Raw genomic sequence first — 16,696 nt, forward strand, 5'->3', positions numbered from 1 at the left:
GTGATCGCCGCCGTCAGCGTCGTCTTGCCGTGGTCAACGTGACCGATCGTGCCCACGTTTACGTGCGGCTTCGTACGCTCAAACTTGCCTTTTGCCATGGCTGACTCCCGCCTCTGGATGCCTGCTATAACTGGAACGAAGAAAAGTGGTGCCCATGACGCGGATCGAACGCGTGACCTCTCCCTTACCAAGGGAGTGCTCTACCACTGAGCCACATGGGCGAATTCTGTACTGCAACCTACCGAGACCTCCGGCCACTCACCGGATGTCCGGGCGCCTGCGACGACCTCGTTGGAGCGGGTGAAGGGAATCGAACCCTCGTCGTAAGCTTGGAAGGCTTCTGCTCTACCATTGAGCTACACCCGCCTGCCGTTACTGCTTTGCCGCTACACTGCCAGAAGCAGCCTCGGCGGACCCCACCGCTGCGCTCCGGCCAAAATTTTGACCAGCCGCACAAAGCAACTGGTCACACACTGCCGAACCGCAAAAGCTATTGGTGGAGGGGATTGGATTCGAACCAATGTAGGCGCAAGGCCAACAGATTTACAGTCTGCCCCCTTTAACCACTCGGGCACCCCTCCGCCGGGGAACGAAAGATTATGAAGGACTTAAAAGCCGGTGTCAACCCAAGCTTTTCTTTCACTTCCCACTTCCCGAGATCCCTCGGAAAATTCGATCTCCGCCTCCTGGGCAGTTCGCTACTATAGCTGAAGCTCGCCCCTCTTGCCAAAGCCCCCGTACGCGCTTACGCGCGCCGCGCCGCACGGAGAAAGCCATGACCGCCATCCCATTCCAGCCCTGGGACAACCCGATGGGCACCGCAGGCTTCGAATTCGTCGAATACGCCGCTCCCGACCCCGCGGCGCTGGGCCGGGTGTTCGAAAGCCTGGGCTTCAAGGCCATTGCGCGCCACCGCCACAAGAACGTGCTGCTCTACCGGCAGGGCGGCATCAATTTCATCGTCAACGCCGAGCCCGACTCCTTCGCGCAGCGCTTCGCCCGGCTGCACGGCCCTTCCATCTGCGCCATCGCGTTCCGCGTGCAGGACGCGGCGGCGGCCTACCGCCGCGCGCTGGAGCTGGGCGCCTGGGGCTTCGACGGCCGCAGCGGTCCGATGGAGCTGAATATCCCGGCCATCAAGGGCATCGGCGACTCGCTGATCTATTTCGTCGACCGCTGGCGCGGCAAGAACGGCCAGACGGGCGGCATCGGCGACATCGACATCTACGACGTGGATTTCGAGCCCATCGACCCCGCCAACGCCAGCGCGGACGTCCGCCACGCCGGGGCGGGCCTGACCCTGATCGATCACCTGACCCACAACGTGCATCGCGGCCGCATGGCCGAGTGGGCGGAGTTCTACGAGCGCCTGTTCAATTTCCGCGAAATCCGCTATTTCGACATCGAAGGCCAGGTCACGGGGGTGAAATCCAAGGCCATGACCTCGCCGTGCGGGCGCATACGCATTCCCATCAACGAGGAAGGCAAGGGCGAAAAAGGCCAGATCCAGGAATACCTCGACCTCTACCATGGCGAAGGCATCCAGCACATTGCATTGGGCACCGGCGACATCTACGCCACGGTCGAGGCGCTGCGGCATGCGGGCGTCGCATTCCTGGACACGCCCGACACCTACTACGAATTGCTGGACGAGCGGCTGCCCGGCCATGGCGAGGACGCGCCGCGGCTGGCGAAGAACCGCATCCTGCTGGACGGCGCCCCGGGCGGCGGATTGCTGCTGCAGATCTTCACCCAGACCGTGATCGGTCCGATCTTTTTCGAAATCATCCAGCGCAAGGGCGACGAAGGCTTCGGCGAGGGCAACTTCAAGGCGCTGTTCGAATCCATCGAGCTGGACCAGATGCGCCGCGGCGTCCTGGCTCCCCAGCGCTGAGGCTACTTCACGATGCGTATGCCCTCGGCCGGCGGCAGCTTGGCGGCCGCCACCTCGACCCGCTCGCCGCCCTGGTCCAGCACGATGCCGCCGCCCCTGACCTCGGCCAGGGTCACGCCATCGGCCAGCGTGCTGCCCACCGCGTAGGCGCGCGGCGGGCGGCCGTCGATGGCCAGCACGGCCGAGCCGCGCGGTCCGGCGGCGATCAGCCCGGCCACCGTCACCTGGATGCGCGCCCCGGCGCCGGTGCCGAACCAGCGCGCGACGGATGCGGTATCGGTACGCAGGGCGCCGCCGCCTACGACGGCCGGCGGAGGCGGCAGCGGCGAGGGCGCGAACAGGATGGCTCCCCACACGCCGACACCGGCGGCGAACGCCAGCATGGCCAGCCAGGCGGCCGTCGAGGGAAGACTGAGCGATACCCGCATCGAGGACTCCAGACGGGCGCGGCAACGGCGTTTCGCGCCCGGAAAAAAACCATGATCGCACAAGGGGAGATACGGCTGCACCCCCCGCTTGATGAATTGAGACGTAATACGGTGATAATAGACGCCGTAAGACAACGACATGGAGTTTACGCTGTGACACAGTCACGCTCTATCCGACGCCAGCGCCAATCCGGCTTTACGCTGATCGAGATCATGGTGGTGGTGGTCATCCTGGGCATCCTGGCCGCGCTGGTCGTCCCTCGGGTGCTCGACCGCCCCGACCAGGCCCGCGCCGTCGCGGCGCGCCAGGACGTTTCCGGCATCATGCAGGCCCTCAAGCTCTACCGGCTGGACAACGGCCGCTATCCCACGACCGAACAAGGCTTGCGCGCCCTGGTGGAGCGTCCGGCCACCGGCCAGGCGCCGGCCAACTGGAAACAATATCTCGACAAGCTCCCCGCAGACCCGTGGGGCAACCCGTACCAATACCTGAACCCCGGAGTCCACGGCACCGACATCGACGTATTCTCGCTAGGCGCCGATGGCCAGGCCGGCGGCGAGAATGCCAATGCCGACGTCGGTTCCTGGGACCTCTGAGTTCCGCCAGCCCGGCAACGCCCGGCACGCCCGCGGTTTCACCTTGATCGAGCTGATGGTGGTGGTGGTGATCATAGGGATCGCCGCGGCCGCCGTCACGATCCGTGCCTTCCCCGACCGCCGCAAGCTGCTGCTCCAGGACGCGGAACGCCTGGCCCAGCTGTTCGCCGTGGCGCAGGGCGAGGTGCGCGCGGATGGCCGGCGCATTCTCTGGGAAGCCGACCAGGAAGGCTACCGCTTCGTCCGTCGTCCGCGCGTCCTGACGCCCAGCGGCGCGCTCTCGACCGGCACCTCGGCCTCGGGCTGGGACGCTTTCGGCCGGGACGAGCTGCTGCGCCCGCGCGCCTGGAGCGACGGACCGGTCGCGGTCCAGGCGGACCCGCCAGGCCCGCCGGTCTTCACGTCCGAGTGGATTCCCCCTCCGCTCGTGGTCAGGCTGCGCAGCGCCGATGCGATCGTAACCATCGTGCGCGACGAGGCGGGACGCTATGCGGTCCAATGAAGCCGGGTTCACCCTGGTCGAGGTGCTGGTCGCGCTGGCCATCGTCGGCGTCGCGCTGGCCGCGTCGGTGCGTGCGGTCGGCATGATCGCGCAGAACAATGCGGCGCTGCGCGCCAAGTCCCTGGCACTGGTCGAAGCCGAGAACCAGTTGGCGGAACTGCGCCTGGCGCGGCTCATGCCCAGTCCCGGACGGCAGGTGGCCGCGTGCCCGCAAGGCGGCCAGGCCATGCAATGCGAACGCGTGTTCACCAATTCGGACAACGCCAACATCCGCCAGGTCATGATCCGCGTCCACCCGGACGGCGATGCCAATGTGACGCTGGCGCAGATCAACGGCTTCTTGAGCGCCTTGCCGTGAATGGCCCCCACGCTCCGCCCGCTACGCGGGGTCGCTGCCCCCCGGGGGGGCAAAAGCGCGCGCAAGCAGGCTTCACGCTGATCGAAGTCATGGTCGCGATCGCGCTGATGGCGGTGGTGGCCATCATCTCGTGGCGCGGCCTGAGCAACGTCAGCGCGATGCAGCACAGGCTGAGCGCCGATGCCGACGAAGTCGAGAGCATCGTCCGCATGCTCGGGCAGGTCGAGCGCGACCTGGCGCTGCGTGCGCCGGACGCCCTCCTGGACGACGGCACGGCCGCTGCCGGCCAGGAAACGGGCACGGACACGGGCAAGACCTCGATCGTGACGACGCTGCCCAAAAGCCTGCGCGTGGCCGTCAAGGACACCCCGGACGCCTCCGCCACGCTGGAGATCATCCGCAGCGACGCCGCGGATCCGGCGGCCTGGCAGCGCGTGGTGTGGTTCCTCGACGGCACGGTGCTCCGGCGGGCGGCCGGCGCGGCGGCCCGGCAGTATCCGCTGCCTGCGGCCGGCAACGGCGCGGCCATCCTGCCGGGCGTCACGCGATTCGCGCTGCGCGCATGGGTTCCCGGACAAGGCTGGATCAACACCCCGTTCCCCGCCACCGGCACCGCCTTCACCGGCCTGGAAATATCGGCCGAGCGGCTCACCCCTGCCGGAGTCGAGCGCTATCGGCGCGTGGTGACGCTCGAATGAGGCCCGCACGCCTTTCCCCGCGGCAAGGCTCGCAGCGCGGCATGGCCGTGGTCAGCGCGCTGCTGATCGTCGCCGCCGTCGCGGTGCTGGTCACCGGGCTATTCCAGCGCCAGGCCACGGCGGTGCGCGCCGTCGAAAACGAGCAGGCGCGCATCCAGGCGCGCTGGCTGCTGCAAGGCGGCCTGGACTGGGCGCGCCTGGTGCTGCGCGAGGACGCCCGCACCAACAGCACGACCCGGCTGAGCGGGCTGTGGGCGACGCCGGTGGCCGATACCCGCATCACCCGCGCCGGCGACGACCGGACGGCCTTGTTCTCGGGCCGCATCGAAGACGAACAGGGCAAGTACAACCTGCGCAATCTCGCCAAGGCGGGCATCCCCCTGCCCCTGGAAGTGGCCGTGCTCGACCGGCTCTGCGCCATGCTGGGCCTGCCCGGCGGCATCGCGCCGCGCATCGCGCTGCGCGTGGCCAGCGCCCAGGCCGTGACCGAAGCCGCCGGCGACGGCAGCCAGAACACGGCGGTGACGCGCGCCGCCACCGCGCCGATGATCCGTTCGGTCGACGACCTGGAGGGGATGACCGACATCGACGACAAGACCGTCGAGACGCTGCGGCCGTACGTTACCGTCCTGCCGGAAGTCTCGGCGGTCAATGCCAACACGGCGCCGGCAGAGGTGCTCGCAGCGGTGGTCGCGGGCCTGTCGCTGGCGCAGGCCCGCGCCATCACCACACAGCGCGACGCGGGCACGTATTTCAACGATCGCGCGGACTTCGCCAACCGCCTGGCGAATCCGGACATTACTATCACCGACGCGCAGATCGTCACGGTCAGCAAATGGTTTATGGTTTCGGGCACCGTGACGCTGGAGCGGGCGGTGGTCACCATGCGTTCGCTGGTGTCGCGAGCCAATGCCAATTCGCCGGCCGTGGTCTGGAAGAGGGAAATCAATTGAAAACGACTTTGCGGCTCGAACTGCCCGCGCTGCCTACGCTGCATGCCGGATCCAGGGTGGCCTTCGCCGTGCTGGACCGGCAGCAGGCCGTGCAGCGCGCCGGCGAACTGCCGCTGTCCGAGCTCGCTTCCGCCGTACCCGCCGGCCGCATCGAAGCCATCCTGCATCCCGCCGACAGCGTGGTGGCCGCCGTTACGCTGCCTCCCCTGCCCGGCCATCGGCTCGCCGCGGCGGTCGAGGGAGCCGTCGAGCCGCTGCTGCTGGGCGAGATCGACGCGCTCGCCGTCGCCCATGGCGCCCGCGCCGCCGACGGCTCGGTGCCCGTCGCCTGGGCCGCCCGAGAGGCGCTCGCGCGCGCGCTGCGGCTGCTGGCCGAATGCGGCCTGCCCGCCGATGCCGTCCTGCCTGCGCCGCTCGCGCTGCCCGTCGCCAGCGACGGCTGGACCGTCCTGGTACGCGCCGATCACGTCGTCGTCCGCACCGGCCCGCAAAGCGGCGAAGTGTGGGCCATCGATCCGCTCGCCACGACGGGCGACGACCCGGCGCTGGCCGCGCTGCAGCCGGCGCTCGAACAGGGCAGCCCCGCCCGGCTGGACTGGATCGATCCGCCTCCGGCGGGCCGGCCCGAACTCGCCGGCACGGCATTGCGGGCCCTGCCCGCCGAGGCACGCTGGCAAGGGCCCGCGCCCGGCTGGTCGCTGGCCCTGCCGGCGCTGCAGCCGCACCGGCGCGGCCGCTCGCCGTGGCGCGGGCCCATCGCATGGGCGGCCGGCGCCGCGGCGGTCTGGCTGCTGGGCCTGAACGTCCACGCGTGGCAGCTCGGGCGCGAAGAAACCGCGCTGCGCCAGCGCATGACGGCCCAGGTCAAGGCGGCTTTTCCCGACCTGCCCGTGGTGCTCGACCCGGTGCGCCAGGCCGAACAGCGGCGCGACGCGCTGCGCGCGGCGGGCGGCGAATTCGGGACCACCGACTTCCTGCCCCTGGCCCTGGCCGCCGCCCAGTTGCTGCCCGAAGCCTCCAACAATCTGAAAGAACTGCGCTACGCGACCGGCGAACTGCGGTTGCGGCTGGCCGACGACGCCATCGGCATGGTCGCCACGAACGCGCCGGCCGCGGCGCCCGAGCCGGCCACCTCGCAACGCCCGCGCCGCTTCCTGCCGCGGCGCGAGAACACCGCCCCGGCCGGACCTGCTCCCGCGGCCGTCACACGGATGGAAATCGATCCCGCTATCCTGCAGCGCGCCGCCAGCCTGGGGCTGGGCGTGACGCGCGATGAAGGCGAATGGGTCATCCGTCCTGGCGGCGATGCCGGCAAGGACGGCGGCATGCGCCCGGCGCCCGCCGCCGGCGTACGTATCCAACCAGATCAATCCAGACGATGAACCTGCCTGCCTTCAATCCGACCTTGCCGCCAGCCCTGGCGCGCCTGCGCGCCGACGCGGCGCGCCACTGGGCGCGGCTGGCCCCGCGCGAACGCCGCCTCCTATCGGCGGGGGGGCTGGTCGCCGGCGCCGCGCTGGTGTTCCTCATATTCGTGGAACCGGCCTGGACACGCCATGCACGCCTGCAGGAGCAACTGCCGACATTGCGCGCCCAGGCTGCCCGCGTCGATGCGCTCACCGCCGAGGCCCGCAGCCTGCAGCGCGCCACCAGCGGCAGGATGACGCCGGAGGAAACGCGCCAGGCCTTGGCCGACAGCCTGCAGCGCGCGGGCATCGCCGGCGAAACCGCGCCGGCCGGCGGCGCCGATGGCGCCTTGCAGGTCACCGTCGATCAGGTTTCGGCGCCCGGGCTGCTGCAATGGCTCGCCTCGGTTCCCTCCCAGACCCGGCTGCAACTGGCCGAAGCCGAGTTCGAACGGCCGACCGCCGAGAACGGCAGGCTGATGACGGGCAAAGTGTCCGGCGCCATGGTCTTCACGTCGGCCGCACCCGGGCAGGGCCGCTGATGCGTACCTGGCTCAAGATCCTGCTCTGCGCCGTGGTGGCCCTGGCCAGCGCGCTGGCCGTTCTGCCGGCCCGCTGGCTGATCGCGCTGCTGCCCGCGCAATGGCCGGTCGCGGTGGTGGACGCTTCCGGCACGCTCTGGCGCGGCACCGCCCTGCTCGCGGTCGGTTTTCCCGAAATGCGCACCACCCTGCCCACGCCGGTGTCATGGGCGGCGGCCTGGCGCGACGGCCCGCGCATGGAAATCCGCCACGCCTGGCTGGGCGGCCCGCTCGACCTGCGGCTGCAGACCAACGGCTTCCTGCTGTCCGGCCAGACGCTGAAGCTCCCGGCCGAAGCGCTGGTCCAGTTCGGCGCGCCATTCAACACGCTGCGCCCCGCCGGCGATCTCAGCCTGACCTGGCCCGCGCTGCGGCTCAACGGCAGCATCCCGCAAGGCGAGCTGCTCACGGCCGAATGGCGCGACGCCTCCACCGCGCTGTCGCTGCTGCGGCCCATCGGCCATTACCGGCTCAAGCTCAACGGCGAATCCGGCCAGGCCTTGGCAGTCGCCATATCCACCGTCTCCGGACCGCTCGCCGTCGAGGGCACGGGCCGCTGGACGGCCCGTGCCGGATTCTCTTTCAACGGCGTGGCCCGTCCCTCGCCCCAGGCGTCGCCGGAAGCCCGCGCAGCGCTGCAAAGCACTCTGTCCGCCCTGGGCCGCCGCTCGGGCAACGACTCCATTTTGAAAATCGGCCGATAACACCATGCCTACGTTCACCCCAGCCTTCTCCCGACCCCGCCCGGCCAGACCCCTGCTTGCCCGGACGCTGGCGGCGGCGGTTTCCTCGGCCATGCTGGCATTGGCCGTCACGCCGGGCGGCGCGGCGGCCCAGGCCGGCGCGGCCAGCTCGGCGCCCGCCGACGGCGTGGTGCTCAACTTCGTCAACACCGAGCTCGAATCGGTGGTGCGCGCGCTGGGACAGTTCACCGGCAAGACTTTCCTGGTGGATCCGCGCGTGAAAGGCCAGTTGACCCTGGTATCGGAAAACCCGGTCAACCGCGATACCGCCTACCGCATGCTGCTGGGCGCCTTGCGCATGCAGGGCTTCTCGGTGGTGGAAGTGGACGGCGTCAGCAAGGTCGTGCCCGAGGCCGACGCCAAGCTGCAAGGCAGCCCGGTCACCAGCGGCGGCGCCAACAGCGGCCAGCTCATCACGCGCGTGTTCAAGCTCAACTACGAAAGCGCGAACAACCTGGTGCCGGTGCTGCGGCCCATGATCGCGCCGAACAATCCCATCAATGCCTACCCGGGCAACAACACGCTGGTCATCACCGACTACGCCGACAACCTGCAGCGCATCGCCAACGTCATCGCCAACGTCGATACGCCGTCGGCCATCGCCACCGACCTGATCGAGATCAAGCACGGCATCGCCTCCGATATCGCGATCCTGGTCACCCGGCTGCTCGACCAGGGCACCAGCGGCGACGCCACCCAGCGCATTACCGCCGTGGCGGACCCGCGCACCAACAGCGTGCTGCTGCGCGCCAGCAGCCCCGCCCGCACCAAGCTGGCGCGCGACCTGATCGCGCGCCTCGACAATCCCTCGGCGCGCGCCAGCAACATGCACGTCGTCTATCTGCGCAACGCCGAAGCGGTCAAGCTGGCCGAGGTGCTGCGCGGCGTGCTCACCGGCCAGTCCGGCGGCTCCCTGGCCTCGGGCAGCAATAGCCTGGGCGGATTGAGCGGCGCGTCCGGCCTGGGCGGCAGCACCACCGGCGGCCTGGGGAGCAGCACGACGGGCAGCACCTCCGGATCGCTGTCGGGCACCAGCGGCGCGCTGGGGGGCAGCGGCACCGGCCTGGGCGGCACCTCCGGCACGCTGGGCTCGACCACGCAGACAGGCTCGACCGCCTTCAGCGGCGGCGGCGCGACGGTGCAGGCCGACGCCACCACCAACACCTTGATCATCACCGCGCCCGAGCCGCTGTACCGCAGCCTGCGCGAGATCATCGACCAGCTCGACGTGCGGCGCGCGCAGATCTTCGTCGAAAGCCTGATCGTCGAAGTCAACGCCGAGACCGCGGCCGAATTCGGCATCCAGTGGCTCACGGGCCTGGGCAGCCTGAGCGGCAGCGGCACCTCGGTGGTCGGCGGCACCAGCTTCGGCGGCACCGGCTCCAACATCATCGGCACCGCGCAGAACATCGGCTCGGTCGGCAACGGCCTGACCATAGGCATCGCCAAGGGCTCGGTCACCATCCCCGGCATCGGGCAGATCACCAACCTCGGCTTCCTCGCCCGCGCGCTCGAGACCCAGGCCGGCGGCAACATCCTGTCCACGCCCAACCTGCTGACGCTGGACAACGAGCAGGCCAGCATCATCATCGGCCAGAACGTGCCCTTCATCACCGGCCAGTACGCGCAGACCGGCAGCACCTCCACCGTCAGCCCGTTTCAGACCGTCGAGCGCAAGGACGTGGGCCTGACGCTCAAGGTCAAGCCGCAGGTGTCCGAGGGCGGCACGGTCAAGATGACGATCTACCAGGAGGTCAGCAGCGTGGACGAAAGCAAGTCCAATAGCGCCGGCCTGATCACCAACAAGCGCGCGATCGAATCCAACGTCCTGGTCGACGACGGCCAGATCATCGTCATCGGCGGCCTGATCCAGGACCAGGTGACGGGCAGCGTGGAGAAAGTCCCCGGCCTGGGCGATATTCCCGTGCTGGGCAACCTCTTCCGCTACGACAACCGCAAGCGCACCAAGACCAACCTGATGGTGTTCCTGCGGCCCTACGTGGTGCGCGACGGCGCCTCGCAAAGCAATCTGATGGTCGATCGCTACGAATACATGCGCGCGCAGCAGGCCCAGTCGCAGCCGGCGTCGCACTGGCTGCTGCCCGACATGCAGGCGCCGCAGCTGCCGCCGCGCGTGCCCGGCGTGGGCGATCCCATCCCCAACGGCGATGCCGGCGCCGGCATCGTCCCGTCCTCCACCATTCCGCGCGACGTCGCGGCGCTGCAGTCCACCGATCCGATCATCGTGCTCCAGGTGTTCGGCGCGCCGTCCGAAAGCGAAGCGCAGCTGGCGGCGCGCCGGGTGGCGGATACCGGCATGAGCGCCTACGTGGTCCACGACACCGGCGAGCGCTGGGACGTGCGCATGCGCGTGGCGCGCGACCGCGTGACCATAGACGCCACGCTGGCCGCGCTGCGCAACCTCGGTTACGCCGCCGAGATCGTGAGCCGATGAGGTCCCGCATATGAATCCATTGCCTTATTCGTGGGCGCGTGCGCAGCGGGCGCTGTTGAATCTGCGGCCTGAAGGCAATTTGCTGACGGTGAGTCCGCGCACGCCGGCGTGGGCGATCGCGGAGATCCAGCGGCGGCACGGCGCGGTGCGCATCAGCCGGGTGCCGGATGCCGACCTGGAGACGCGGCTCACCGCGGCGTATGCCGATACCGGCGATGCCGCGGCGGTAGTGGGCGCGGCCGAGAACGAGATCGACCTGGCGCGGCTGATGCAGGACATCCCGGAAGTCGAGGACCTGCTCGAGACCCAGGACGACGCGCCGGTGATCCGCATGATCAATGCGCTGTTCACGCAGGCCGCGCGCGACGGCGCCAGCGACATCCACATCGAGCCCTTCGAGACCCATTCGGTCGTGCGCTACCGCGTGGACGGCACGCTGCGCGACGTGGTCAGCCCGCGCAAGGCGCTGCATGCCGCGCTGATCTCGCGCATCAAGATCATGGCCAATCTCGACATCTCGGAAAAGCGCCTGCCGCAGGACGGCCGCATCGCACTGCGCGTGGGCGGGCGGCCGATCGACGTGCGCGTCTCGACCCTGCCCACCGGCCACGGTGAACGCGCCGTGCTGCGCCTGCTCGACAAGGAAGCGGGCCGCCTGGAATTGTCGCGCCTGGGCATGGACGCCGGCCTGCTGCAGCAGCTCGACCGGCTGATCCACCAGCCGCACGGCATCGTGCTGGTCACCGGCCCCACCGGCAGCGGCAAGACCACCACGCTGTACGCCGCGCTGGGGCGGCTGGACGCCTCCACCACCAACATCCTCACGGTCGAGGACCCGATCGAATACGACCTGCCCGGCATCAGCCAGACCCAGGTCAACGCCAAGATCAGCATGAGCTTCGCCCTGGCCCTGCGCGCCATCCTGCGCCAGGATCCGGACGTCATCATGATCGGCGAGATCCGCGACCTGGAGACGGCGCAGATCGCGGTGCAGGCCTCGCTTACCGGCCACCTGGTGCTGGCCACGCTGCACACCAACGACTCGGTGTCGGCGGTCACGCGCCTGACCGACATGGGCGTGGAGCCCTTCCTGCTGTCGTCCTCGCTGCTGGGCGTGCTGGCGCAGCGCCTGGTGCGGCGGCTGTGCCCGGATTGCAAGCAGGCCCACGCCGAGCCCGACGGCAGCACGGTCTACCGGCCGGTAGGCTGCGCCACGTGCAGCCATACCGGCTACCTCGGCCGCACCGGCATCCACGAGCTCTACACGGTGGACGACACCCAGCGGCAGCTGATCCATACCGGCGTCGGCGAGCAGGAGCTGCGCAACGCCGCCATGGCGGACGGCATGCGGACGATGCGCCAGGACGGCGAGCGCTGGATAGCCGGCGGCATCACCTCGCCCGAAGAAGTGATACGCGTAACGAGGGATGTGTAGCCAGCCCCCCCTACGCGCTTACGCGCGCCCCCCAGGGGGCGGCACTGGCGGACCGGCAAAGCCGGATCCGCTGTGCCCACGGTCTAGGGGCGGCAGCGTGGGTTGAGGTGATGGGTTAGATACGGTACGGCTTTGCAGTGTGTTTCACGCATGCGTTTTCTGGATGGATTGACTAAAAAATGCCTTCGTATCGTTTTGAAGCCGCCGACGCAGTCGGCAAGCTGGACCGGGGGCTGATCGATGCGGACAGTCCGCGCGCGGCGCGGGCGCAGTTGCGGGCGCGCGGGCTGACGCCGCTGGCGGTGGAGGAGGCCGGCGCGCAGCGCAGCGGCAGCGGGGGACGTGGCTGGCTGGGAGCGCGGATGTCAGACTCCGAGCTGGCCTGGGCCACGCGCCAGCTCGCCAGCCTGCTGGCGGCGCGCCTGCCGCTGGATGCGGCGCTGACCGCCACGGCGGAGCAGGCCGAGAAAAAGCACGTCACCGAGGTCATGACCGCGATCCGCGCCGACGTGCGCGCCGGCCACCGGCTGGCCGACGCGCTGGCCACGCGGCCGCGCGACTTTCCCGAAATCTATCGCGCGCTGGTGGCGGCGGGCGAAGAATCCGGCGACCTGGCCCACGTGATGGAAAAGCTCGCCGACTACATCGAGGAACGCAACGCCCTGCGCACCAAGGTGCTCACCGCCTTCATCTACCCTGCCGTGGTGGCGCTGGTCTCCATCGGCATCGTGATCTTCCTGCTCGGCTACGTCGTGCCCCAGGTGGTCAGCGCGTTCTCGCAGGCGCGCCAGGAACTGCCCATGCTGACCCGCGTCATGCTGAACCTGAGCGATTTCGTGCGCTCGTGGGGATGGCTGGTCGGCCTGGCGCTGGCGCTCGCCTTGACCGGCTGGCGCATGCTGCTGCGCTCGCCCGCGCCCCGGCTCGCCTGGCACAGCCGGCTGCTGAAGATGCCGCTGGCCGGCCGCTTCATCCTCGGCCTGGACGCCGCCCGCTTCGCCTCGACCCTGGCGATCCTGACCGGCAGCGGCGTGCCGCTGCTGCGCGCGCTCGACGCCGCGCGGCAGACGCTGGGCAACGACCGGCTGCGCGCCAGCGTGGACGATGCCACCTCGCGCGTACGTGAAGGGGTTTCGCTGGCATCGGCGCTGCAGGTGCAGAAAACCTTCCCGCCCCTGCTGGTGCACCTGATAGCCAGCGGCGAGAAGACCGGCACGCTGCCCGAACTGCTCGAGCGTGCCTCGCAGACGCTGTCGCGCGAAGTGGAGCGCCGCGCCATGGCGTTGACGGCCCTGCTGGAACCGCTGATGATCCTGCTGATGGGCGGCTTCGTGCTGCTGATCGTGCTGGCGGTGCTGATGCCCATCATCGAAATCAACCAGCTCGTCCGTTGAACCAGGAGCGGCCATGACTACCGTGTACGATTTTTCCGCCACCGACATCGAGGGCCGCGACCTTCCACTGGACACCTACCGCGGCCAGGTATTGCTGATCGTCAACGTCGCCTCGCAATGCGGCTTCACCCCGCAGTACGCCGGCCTGGAAGCGCTGTATCGCAGCTACCGCGAGCGCGGCCTCGCGGTGCTGGGCTTTCCCTGCGACCAGTTCGGCCACCAGGAGCCCGGCAGCAACGAGGCGATCCGCAGCTTCTGCAAGCTCAACTACGACGTCACCTTCCCCATGTTCGCCAAGATCGAGGTCAATGGCGACGGGGCGCACCCGCTCTACCGCTGGCTCAAGAGCGCCAAGCCCGGCGTGCTGGGAACCGAAGGCATCAAGTGGAACTTCACCAAGTTCCTGATCGGCCGCGACGGGCAGCCCATCGGCCGGTATGCACCCACCGACAAGCCCGAGTCGCTGGCGCCGGCGATCGAGGCCGCGCTGGACGCCCAGCCCGGCGGCTGAACGCCCGCCCCTGCGGACTTGCGCAGGACGCCAGCCGTCCGCTGCGCGCGCCGGATTGGCTTATTTCGCACGGCGGCCCTGCGCGGCCCGGCCCGGACGCGCGCCATTGCGGAACAGCGAGACGAACAACTGCCTCATCCAGCGATGTGCCGGATCGTTGTCGAAGCGGCGGTTCCAGTGCATGGAAACGGTGAACCTGCTGTTGGGCAGCGACGTGGACAGCAGCGCGTAGCGGCGCGCGTCCATGAAGCGCTGCGCGATTGCGTGCGGCATCACCACGGCGAAGTCGGTCTTGACGATGATGGCGGGCAGCGCCAGGAAATGCGCGGACGTCAGCGCCAGCCGCGAGTCCAGGCCCAGTTGACCCAGGATGCGCAAGGTCTCGGAATGCGAGCGCACCGCGACGTATTCGAGCCGCTTCAGGTCCTGGATCGCCGCGATCCGCGTGCCCTGGGCGAGCAGGGGATGGCCGGCGCGCACCACCACTGCATAGCGGTCGCGCAGCAGTTCCACGCGCTCGGTCTCGGTCACGGAAGGCAGGAAACCCAGCGCGAAATGGATTTTGCCGGTGGCCAGCGCGTCGGCGATTTCCTCGTGCGGCAGCGGCTCGGTATGGAGACGCATGCCGGGCGCCTCGCGGTGCAGGGTCGCCACCAGATCGGGCAGCAGACGCGCCTCGCCGATATCGCTCAGGTGCAGGCGCACGGTAATACGCGATTGCAGCGGATCGAACTCATCTTTGACTGCCAGTGCGCTTTGAATCGCCGACAAGGCGGGCTGGATGGCGCCAGCCAACTGCTCGGCGCGCAGGGTCGGCCGCATGCCGGTGCCTGACCGCACGAACAAGGCATCGCCGACGGCGTGCCGCAGCCGCGCCAGCCCCTGGCTCGCGGCCGGCTGGGACAGGCCCAGCGCTTCGGCGGCGCGGCTGACGCTGCCCAGCCTGTAGACGGCCTCGAACAGCCGCAGCAGGTTCATGTCTATCTGGCTGTTATCCATTTTTCTAATATCGATTTATACGATTCATATTATTGCTGGATAGGGTTGCCTCCGCCAGACTATGCCGCCCTGGCAAGGAGAACCGATGAATCCAGTTGTTCGACCCCCCGCCGCGCACGGCGCCCCGCACACCACGACGGTCCGGGAGGCCGTATTCCAACTGTTGCGCGAATTCGGCATGACCTCCATCTTCGGCAACCCCGGCTCGACGGAGCTGCCGATGTTCCGCGACTTCCCCGACGATTTCCGGTACGTGCTGGGTCTGCAGGAATGCGTGGTGGTGGGGATGGCTGACGGCTATGCCCAGGCGACCCGCAACGCCGCTTTCATCAACCTGCATTCGGCGGCCGGCGTCGGCCATGCCATGGGCAATATTTTTACCGCCTATCGCAACCGCACGCCGCTGGTGATCACCGCCGGCCAACAGGCGCGCTCGCTGCTGTCCTTCGATCCTTTCCTCGGTTCGACGCAGGCCGCGGAGCTGCCCCGGCCCTACGTGAAATGGAGCGTCGAGCCGGCGCGCGCCGAGGACGTGCCGCTGGCCATCGCGCGCGCGTACTACATCGCCATGACGCCGCCGCGCGGCCCGGTCCTGGTCTCGGTTCCGTCGGACGACTGGGAGGTCCGGACCGAGGCGGTGCCGGCGCGGCAGGTTGCCCGGCACCTGCGGCCGGATCCGGACCTGCTCGGCCGCATCGGCGCTGCGCTCGATGCGGCGCGCCGCCCCGCCATCGTGGTGGGCGCCGCGGTCGACCGCGACGGCGCCTGGGATGAAGCGGTGCAACTGGCCGAGCGGCACAACGCCCGGGTCTATGTCGCGCCGATGTCCGGCCGGTGCAGCTTCCCCGAGGACCATCCGCTGTGGGGCGGCTTCCTGCCGCCTATCCGCGAGCGCATCGTCGCGCTGCTGGATGGCCACGACCTGGTCTTCGCGCTGGGCGCGCCGGCCTTCACCTATCACGTCGAGGGGCAGGGCCCGCACCTGCCGCCGGGCGCCGCGCTGGTGCAATTGACCGACGACCCGCAGGTCGCGGCGTGGACGCCGGCGGGCATGGCGGCGACCGGCAGCATCCGACTCGGACTGCTCGACCTGCTCGACCGCGCCCCGCCTGCGCCGCGCCCTGCTCCGGCCCTGCACGCCCGGGGCGCCCGCGTGCCGGTGCCGCCGGCCGGCGAGCGCCTGCCGGTGGACTGGGTCCTGCAGACGCTGGACGACGTGCGCAGACGCGACAGCATCGTCGTCGAGGAGGCGCCGAGCGCCCGTCCCGTCATGCACCGGCACCTGCCCATGTACGCCTCGGAAACCTTCTACACCATGTGCAGCGGCGGACTGGGCTACGGCCTGCCCGCCGCCGTGGGCGTGGCCATGGGCAAGCCCGGCGCGAAAGTGATCGCGCTGATCGGCGACGGTTCGGCCATGTACGCCATCCAGGCCTTGTGGAGCGCCGCGCAGATGGCGCTGCCGATCGCCGTCGTGATCCTCAAGAACCGCCGCTATGCGGCGCTGCATGAATTCGCGCGGCTGTTCGGCTACCGGGAGCGGGAAGCCGTGCCGGGCACCGCGCTGCCCGCCCTCGACTTCATCGGCCTGGCCGCGGCGCAGGGCGTGCAAGGGCTCCGCGTGGAACGGGCCGAACAACTGGCGCCGGCGCTGGCGCATGCGCTGGAATCGGCCGCCCCCGTGCTGGTCGAGATCGAAATCGCTTGATGCGGCCGGCAATCTCAGTAGCAACGAAGCCCGT

The 16,696-nt window shown here is 69.4% G+C and carries 17 protein-coding genes and 3 tRNA genes; 14 read left to right on the forward strand and 6 right to left on the reverse strand.

Annotated features, from left to right (window positions below):
- From PIGHUM_RS03665 to PIGHUM_RS03680, 4 genes are all read right to left on the reverse strand, one after another.
- Positions 1–98: GTP-binding protein (locus tag PIGHUM_RS03665; RefSeq protein WP_033453371.1), on the reverse strand; the 98-nt coding region annotated here is incomplete at its 3' end.
- A gap of 48 nt (positions 99–146) precedes the next feature.
- Positions 147–221: transfer RNA gene (locus PIGHUM_RS03670), tRNA-Thr, on the reverse strand.
- Between the two features lie 71 nt (positions 222–292).
- Positions 293–366 (reverse strand) — tRNA-Gly (locus tag PIGHUM_RS03675).
- A 128-nt stretch (positions 367–494) separates the two neighbouring features.
- Positions 495–581: transfer RNA gene (locus PIGHUM_RS03680), tRNA-Tyr, on the reverse strand.
- Positions 582–775: 194 nt separating this feature from the next.
- Between PIGHUM_RS03680 and hppD the strand changes: the two genes are divergently transcribed.
- Positions 776–1,894 carry a 4-hydroxyphenylpyruvate dioxygenase gene (gene hppD, locus PIGHUM_RS03685; protein WP_124077904.1) on the forward strand — a complete coding sequence of 373 codons (1,119 nt, stop codon included), beginning with the start codon at positions 776–778 and terminating at the stop codon, positions 1,892–1,894.
- Positions 1,895–1,896: 2 nt separating this feature from the next.
- On the opposite strand, the gene PIGHUM_RS03690 is transcribed toward hppD, so the two are convergent.
- On the reverse strand, positions 1,897–2,322 hold the full coding sequence (locus tag PIGHUM_RS03690) for a hypothetical protein (RefSeq protein WP_124077905.1): 426 nt from the start codon (positions 2,320–2,322) through the stop codon (positions 1,897–1,899).
- Between the two features lie 153 nt (positions 2,323–2,475).
- Between PIGHUM_RS03690 and gspG the strand changes: the two genes are divergently transcribed.
- The 12 genes from gspG (at position 2,476) to PIGHUM_RS03750 (ending at position 13,955) form a co-directional block, all read left to right on the forward strand.
- Entirely contained in the window at positions 2,476–2,919 is a 444-nt protein-coding gene (gene gspG / locus PIGHUM_RS03695) for a type II secretion system major pseudopilin GspG (protein ID WP_281279046.1), read from the forward strand.
- On the forward strand, positions 2,891–3,421 hold the full coding sequence (locus tag PIGHUM_RS24315) for a prepilin-type N-terminal cleavage/methylation domain-containing protein (protein ID WP_124077907.1): 531 nt from the start codon (positions 2,891–2,893) through the stop codon (positions 3,419–3,421). The genes gspG and PIGHUM_RS24315 overlap by 29 nt, the downstream gene beginning before the upstream one ends.
- Entirely contained in the window at positions 3,408–3,779 is a 372-nt protein-coding gene (gene gspI / locus PIGHUM_RS03705) for a type II secretion system minor pseudopilin GspI (RefSeq protein ID WP_124077908.1), read from the forward strand. The genes PIGHUM_RS24315 and gspI overlap by 14 nt, the downstream gene beginning before the upstream one ends.
- Positions 3,776–4,477, forward strand: a complete 702-nt coding sequence (locus PIGHUM_RS03710) for a PulJ/GspJ family protein (protein ID WP_124077909.1) — start codon at positions 3,776–3,778, stop codon at positions 4,475–4,477. Before gspI ends, PIGHUM_RS03710 begins: the two co-directional genes overlap by 4 nt.
- Positions 4,474–5,430: a type II secretion system minor pseudopilin GspK gene (gene gspK, locus PIGHUM_RS03715; protein ID WP_124077910.1), complete on the forward strand. Its 957-nt coding sequence runs from the start codon at positions 4,474–4,476 to the stop codon at positions 5,428–5,430. Before PIGHUM_RS03710 ends, gspK begins: the two co-directional genes overlap by 4 nt.
- Positions 5,427–6,812, forward strand: coding sequence for a type II secretion system protein GspL (gene gspL / locus PIGHUM_RS03720; protein ID WP_160142142.1), 1,386 nt, complete (start codon positions 5,427–5,429; stop codon positions 6,810–6,812). Before gspK ends, gspL begins: the two co-directional genes overlap by 4 nt.
- On the forward strand, positions 6,809–7,378 hold the full coding sequence (gene gspM, locus PIGHUM_RS03725) for a type II secretion system protein GspM (protein ID WP_160142143.1): 570 nt from the start codon (positions 6,809–6,811) through the stop codon (positions 7,376–7,378). The genes gspL and gspM overlap by 4 nt, the downstream gene beginning before the upstream one ends.
- Positions 7,378–8,121 (forward strand): type II secretion system protein N, encoded by a 744-nt coding sequence (gene gspN / locus PIGHUM_RS03730; protein WP_160142144.1) that lies wholly within the window; start codon positions 7,378–7,380, stop codon positions 8,119–8,121. Before gspM ends, gspN begins: the two co-directional genes overlap by 1 nt.
- 4 nt (positions 8,122–8,125) lie before the next feature.
- Positions 8,126–10,615, forward strand: coding sequence for a type II secretion system secretin GspD (gene gspD, locus PIGHUM_RS03735; RefSeq protein ID WP_246012889.1), 2,490 nt, complete (start codon positions 8,126–8,128; stop codon positions 10,613–10,615).
- Positions 10,616–10,625: 10 nt separating this feature from the next.
- Positions 10,626–12,050, forward strand: coding sequence for a type II secretion system ATPase GspE (gspE, locus tag PIGHUM_RS03740; protein WP_124077914.1), 1,425 nt, complete (start codon positions 10,626–10,628; stop codon positions 12,048–12,050).
- A 179-nt stretch (positions 12,051–12,229) separates the two neighbouring features.
- The gene (gene gspF / locus PIGHUM_RS03745; protein WP_124077915.1) at positions 12,230–13,444 is read left to right on the forward strand and encodes a type II secretion system inner membrane protein GspF; all 1,215 of its coding nucleotides are present in this window, start codon (positions 12,230–12,232) and stop codon (positions 13,442–13,444) included.
- Between the two features lie 13 nt (positions 13,445–13,457).
- Complete coding sequence (locus PIGHUM_RS03750) at positions 13,458–13,955, forward strand: glutathione peroxidase (RefSeq protein WP_124077916.1); 498 nt, start codon at positions 13,458–13,460, stop codon at positions 13,953–13,955.
- A gap of 60 nt (positions 13,956–14,015) precedes the next feature.
- Here PIGHUM_RS03750 and PIGHUM_RS03755 read toward each other — a convergent pair whose 3' ends face one another.
- Positions 14,016–14,954: a LysR family transcriptional regulator gene (locus tag PIGHUM_RS03755; protein WP_124077917.1), complete on the reverse strand. Its 939-nt coding sequence runs from the start codon at positions 14,952–14,954 to the stop codon at positions 14,016–14,018.
- An 85-nt stretch (positions 14,955–15,039) separates the two neighbouring features.
- Here PIGHUM_RS03755 and mdlC point away from each other — a divergent pair, with 85 nt between their 5' ends.
- The gene (mdlC, locus tag PIGHUM_RS03760; RefSeq protein WP_124077918.1) at positions 15,040–16,662 is read left to right on the forward strand and encodes a benzoylformate decarboxylase; all 1,623 of its coding nucleotides are present in this window, start codon (positions 15,040–15,042) and stop codon (positions 16,660–16,662) included.
- The last annotated feature ends 34 nt before the right edge of the window (positions 16,663–16,696 follow it).

The sequence above is a fragment of the Pigmentiphaga humi genome, from assembly GCF_900606115.1.
Taxonomy (GTDB): domain Bacteria; phylum Pseudomonadota; class Gammaproteobacteria; order Burkholderiales; family Burkholderiaceae_B; genus Pigmentiphaga; species Pigmentiphaga humi.

Coding starts and splice junctions, on each gene's coding strand:
- hppD (WP_124077904.1), top strand. CDS start 776: ATGACCGCCATCCCATTCCAGCCCTGGGACAACCCGATGGGCACCGCA.
- PIGHUM_RS03690 (WP_124077905.1), bottom strand. CDS start 2,322: ATGCGGGTATCGCTCAGTCTTCCCTCGACGGCCGCCTGGCTGGCCATG.
- PIGHUM_RS24315 (WP_124077907.1), top strand. CDS start 2,891: ATGCCGACGTCGGTTCCTGGGACCTCTGAGTTCCGCCAGCCCGGCAAC.
- gspI (WP_124077908.1), top strand. CDS start 3,408: ATGCGGTCCAATGAAGCCGGGTTCACCCTGGTCGAGGTGCTGGTCGCG.
- gspK (WP_124077910.1), top strand. CDS start 4,474: ATGAGGCCCGCACGCCTTTCCCCGCGGCAAGGCTCGCAGCGCGGCATG.
- gspM (WP_160142143.1), top strand. CDS start 6,809: ATGAACCTGCCTGCCTTCAATCCGACCTTGCCGCCAGCCCTGGCGCGC.
- gspN (WP_160142144.1), top strand. CDS start 7,378: ATGCGTACCTGGCTCAAGATCCTGCTCTGCGCCGTGGTGGCCCTGGCC.
- gspD (WP_246012889.1), top strand. CDS start 8,126: ATGCCTACGTTCACCCCAGCCTTCTCCCGACCCCGCCCGGCCAGACCC.
- gspE (WP_124077914.1), top strand. CDS start 10,626: ATGAATCCATTGCCTTATTCGTGGGCGCGTGCGCAGCGGGCGCTGTTG.
- gspF (WP_124077915.1), top strand. CDS start 12,230: ATGCCTTCGTATCGTTTTGAAGCCGCCGACGCAGTCGGCAAGCTGGAC.
- PIGHUM_RS03750 (WP_124077916.1), top strand. CDS start 13,458: ATGACTACCGTGTACGATTTTTCCGCCACCGACATCGAGGGCCGCGAC.
- PIGHUM_RS03755 (WP_124077917.1), bottom strand. CDS start 14,954: ATGGATAACAGCCAGATAGACATGAACCTGCTGCGGCTGTTCGAGGCC.
- mdlC (WP_124077918.1), top strand. CDS start 15,040: ATGAATCCAGTTGTTCGACCCCCCGCCGCGCACGGCGCCCCGCACACC.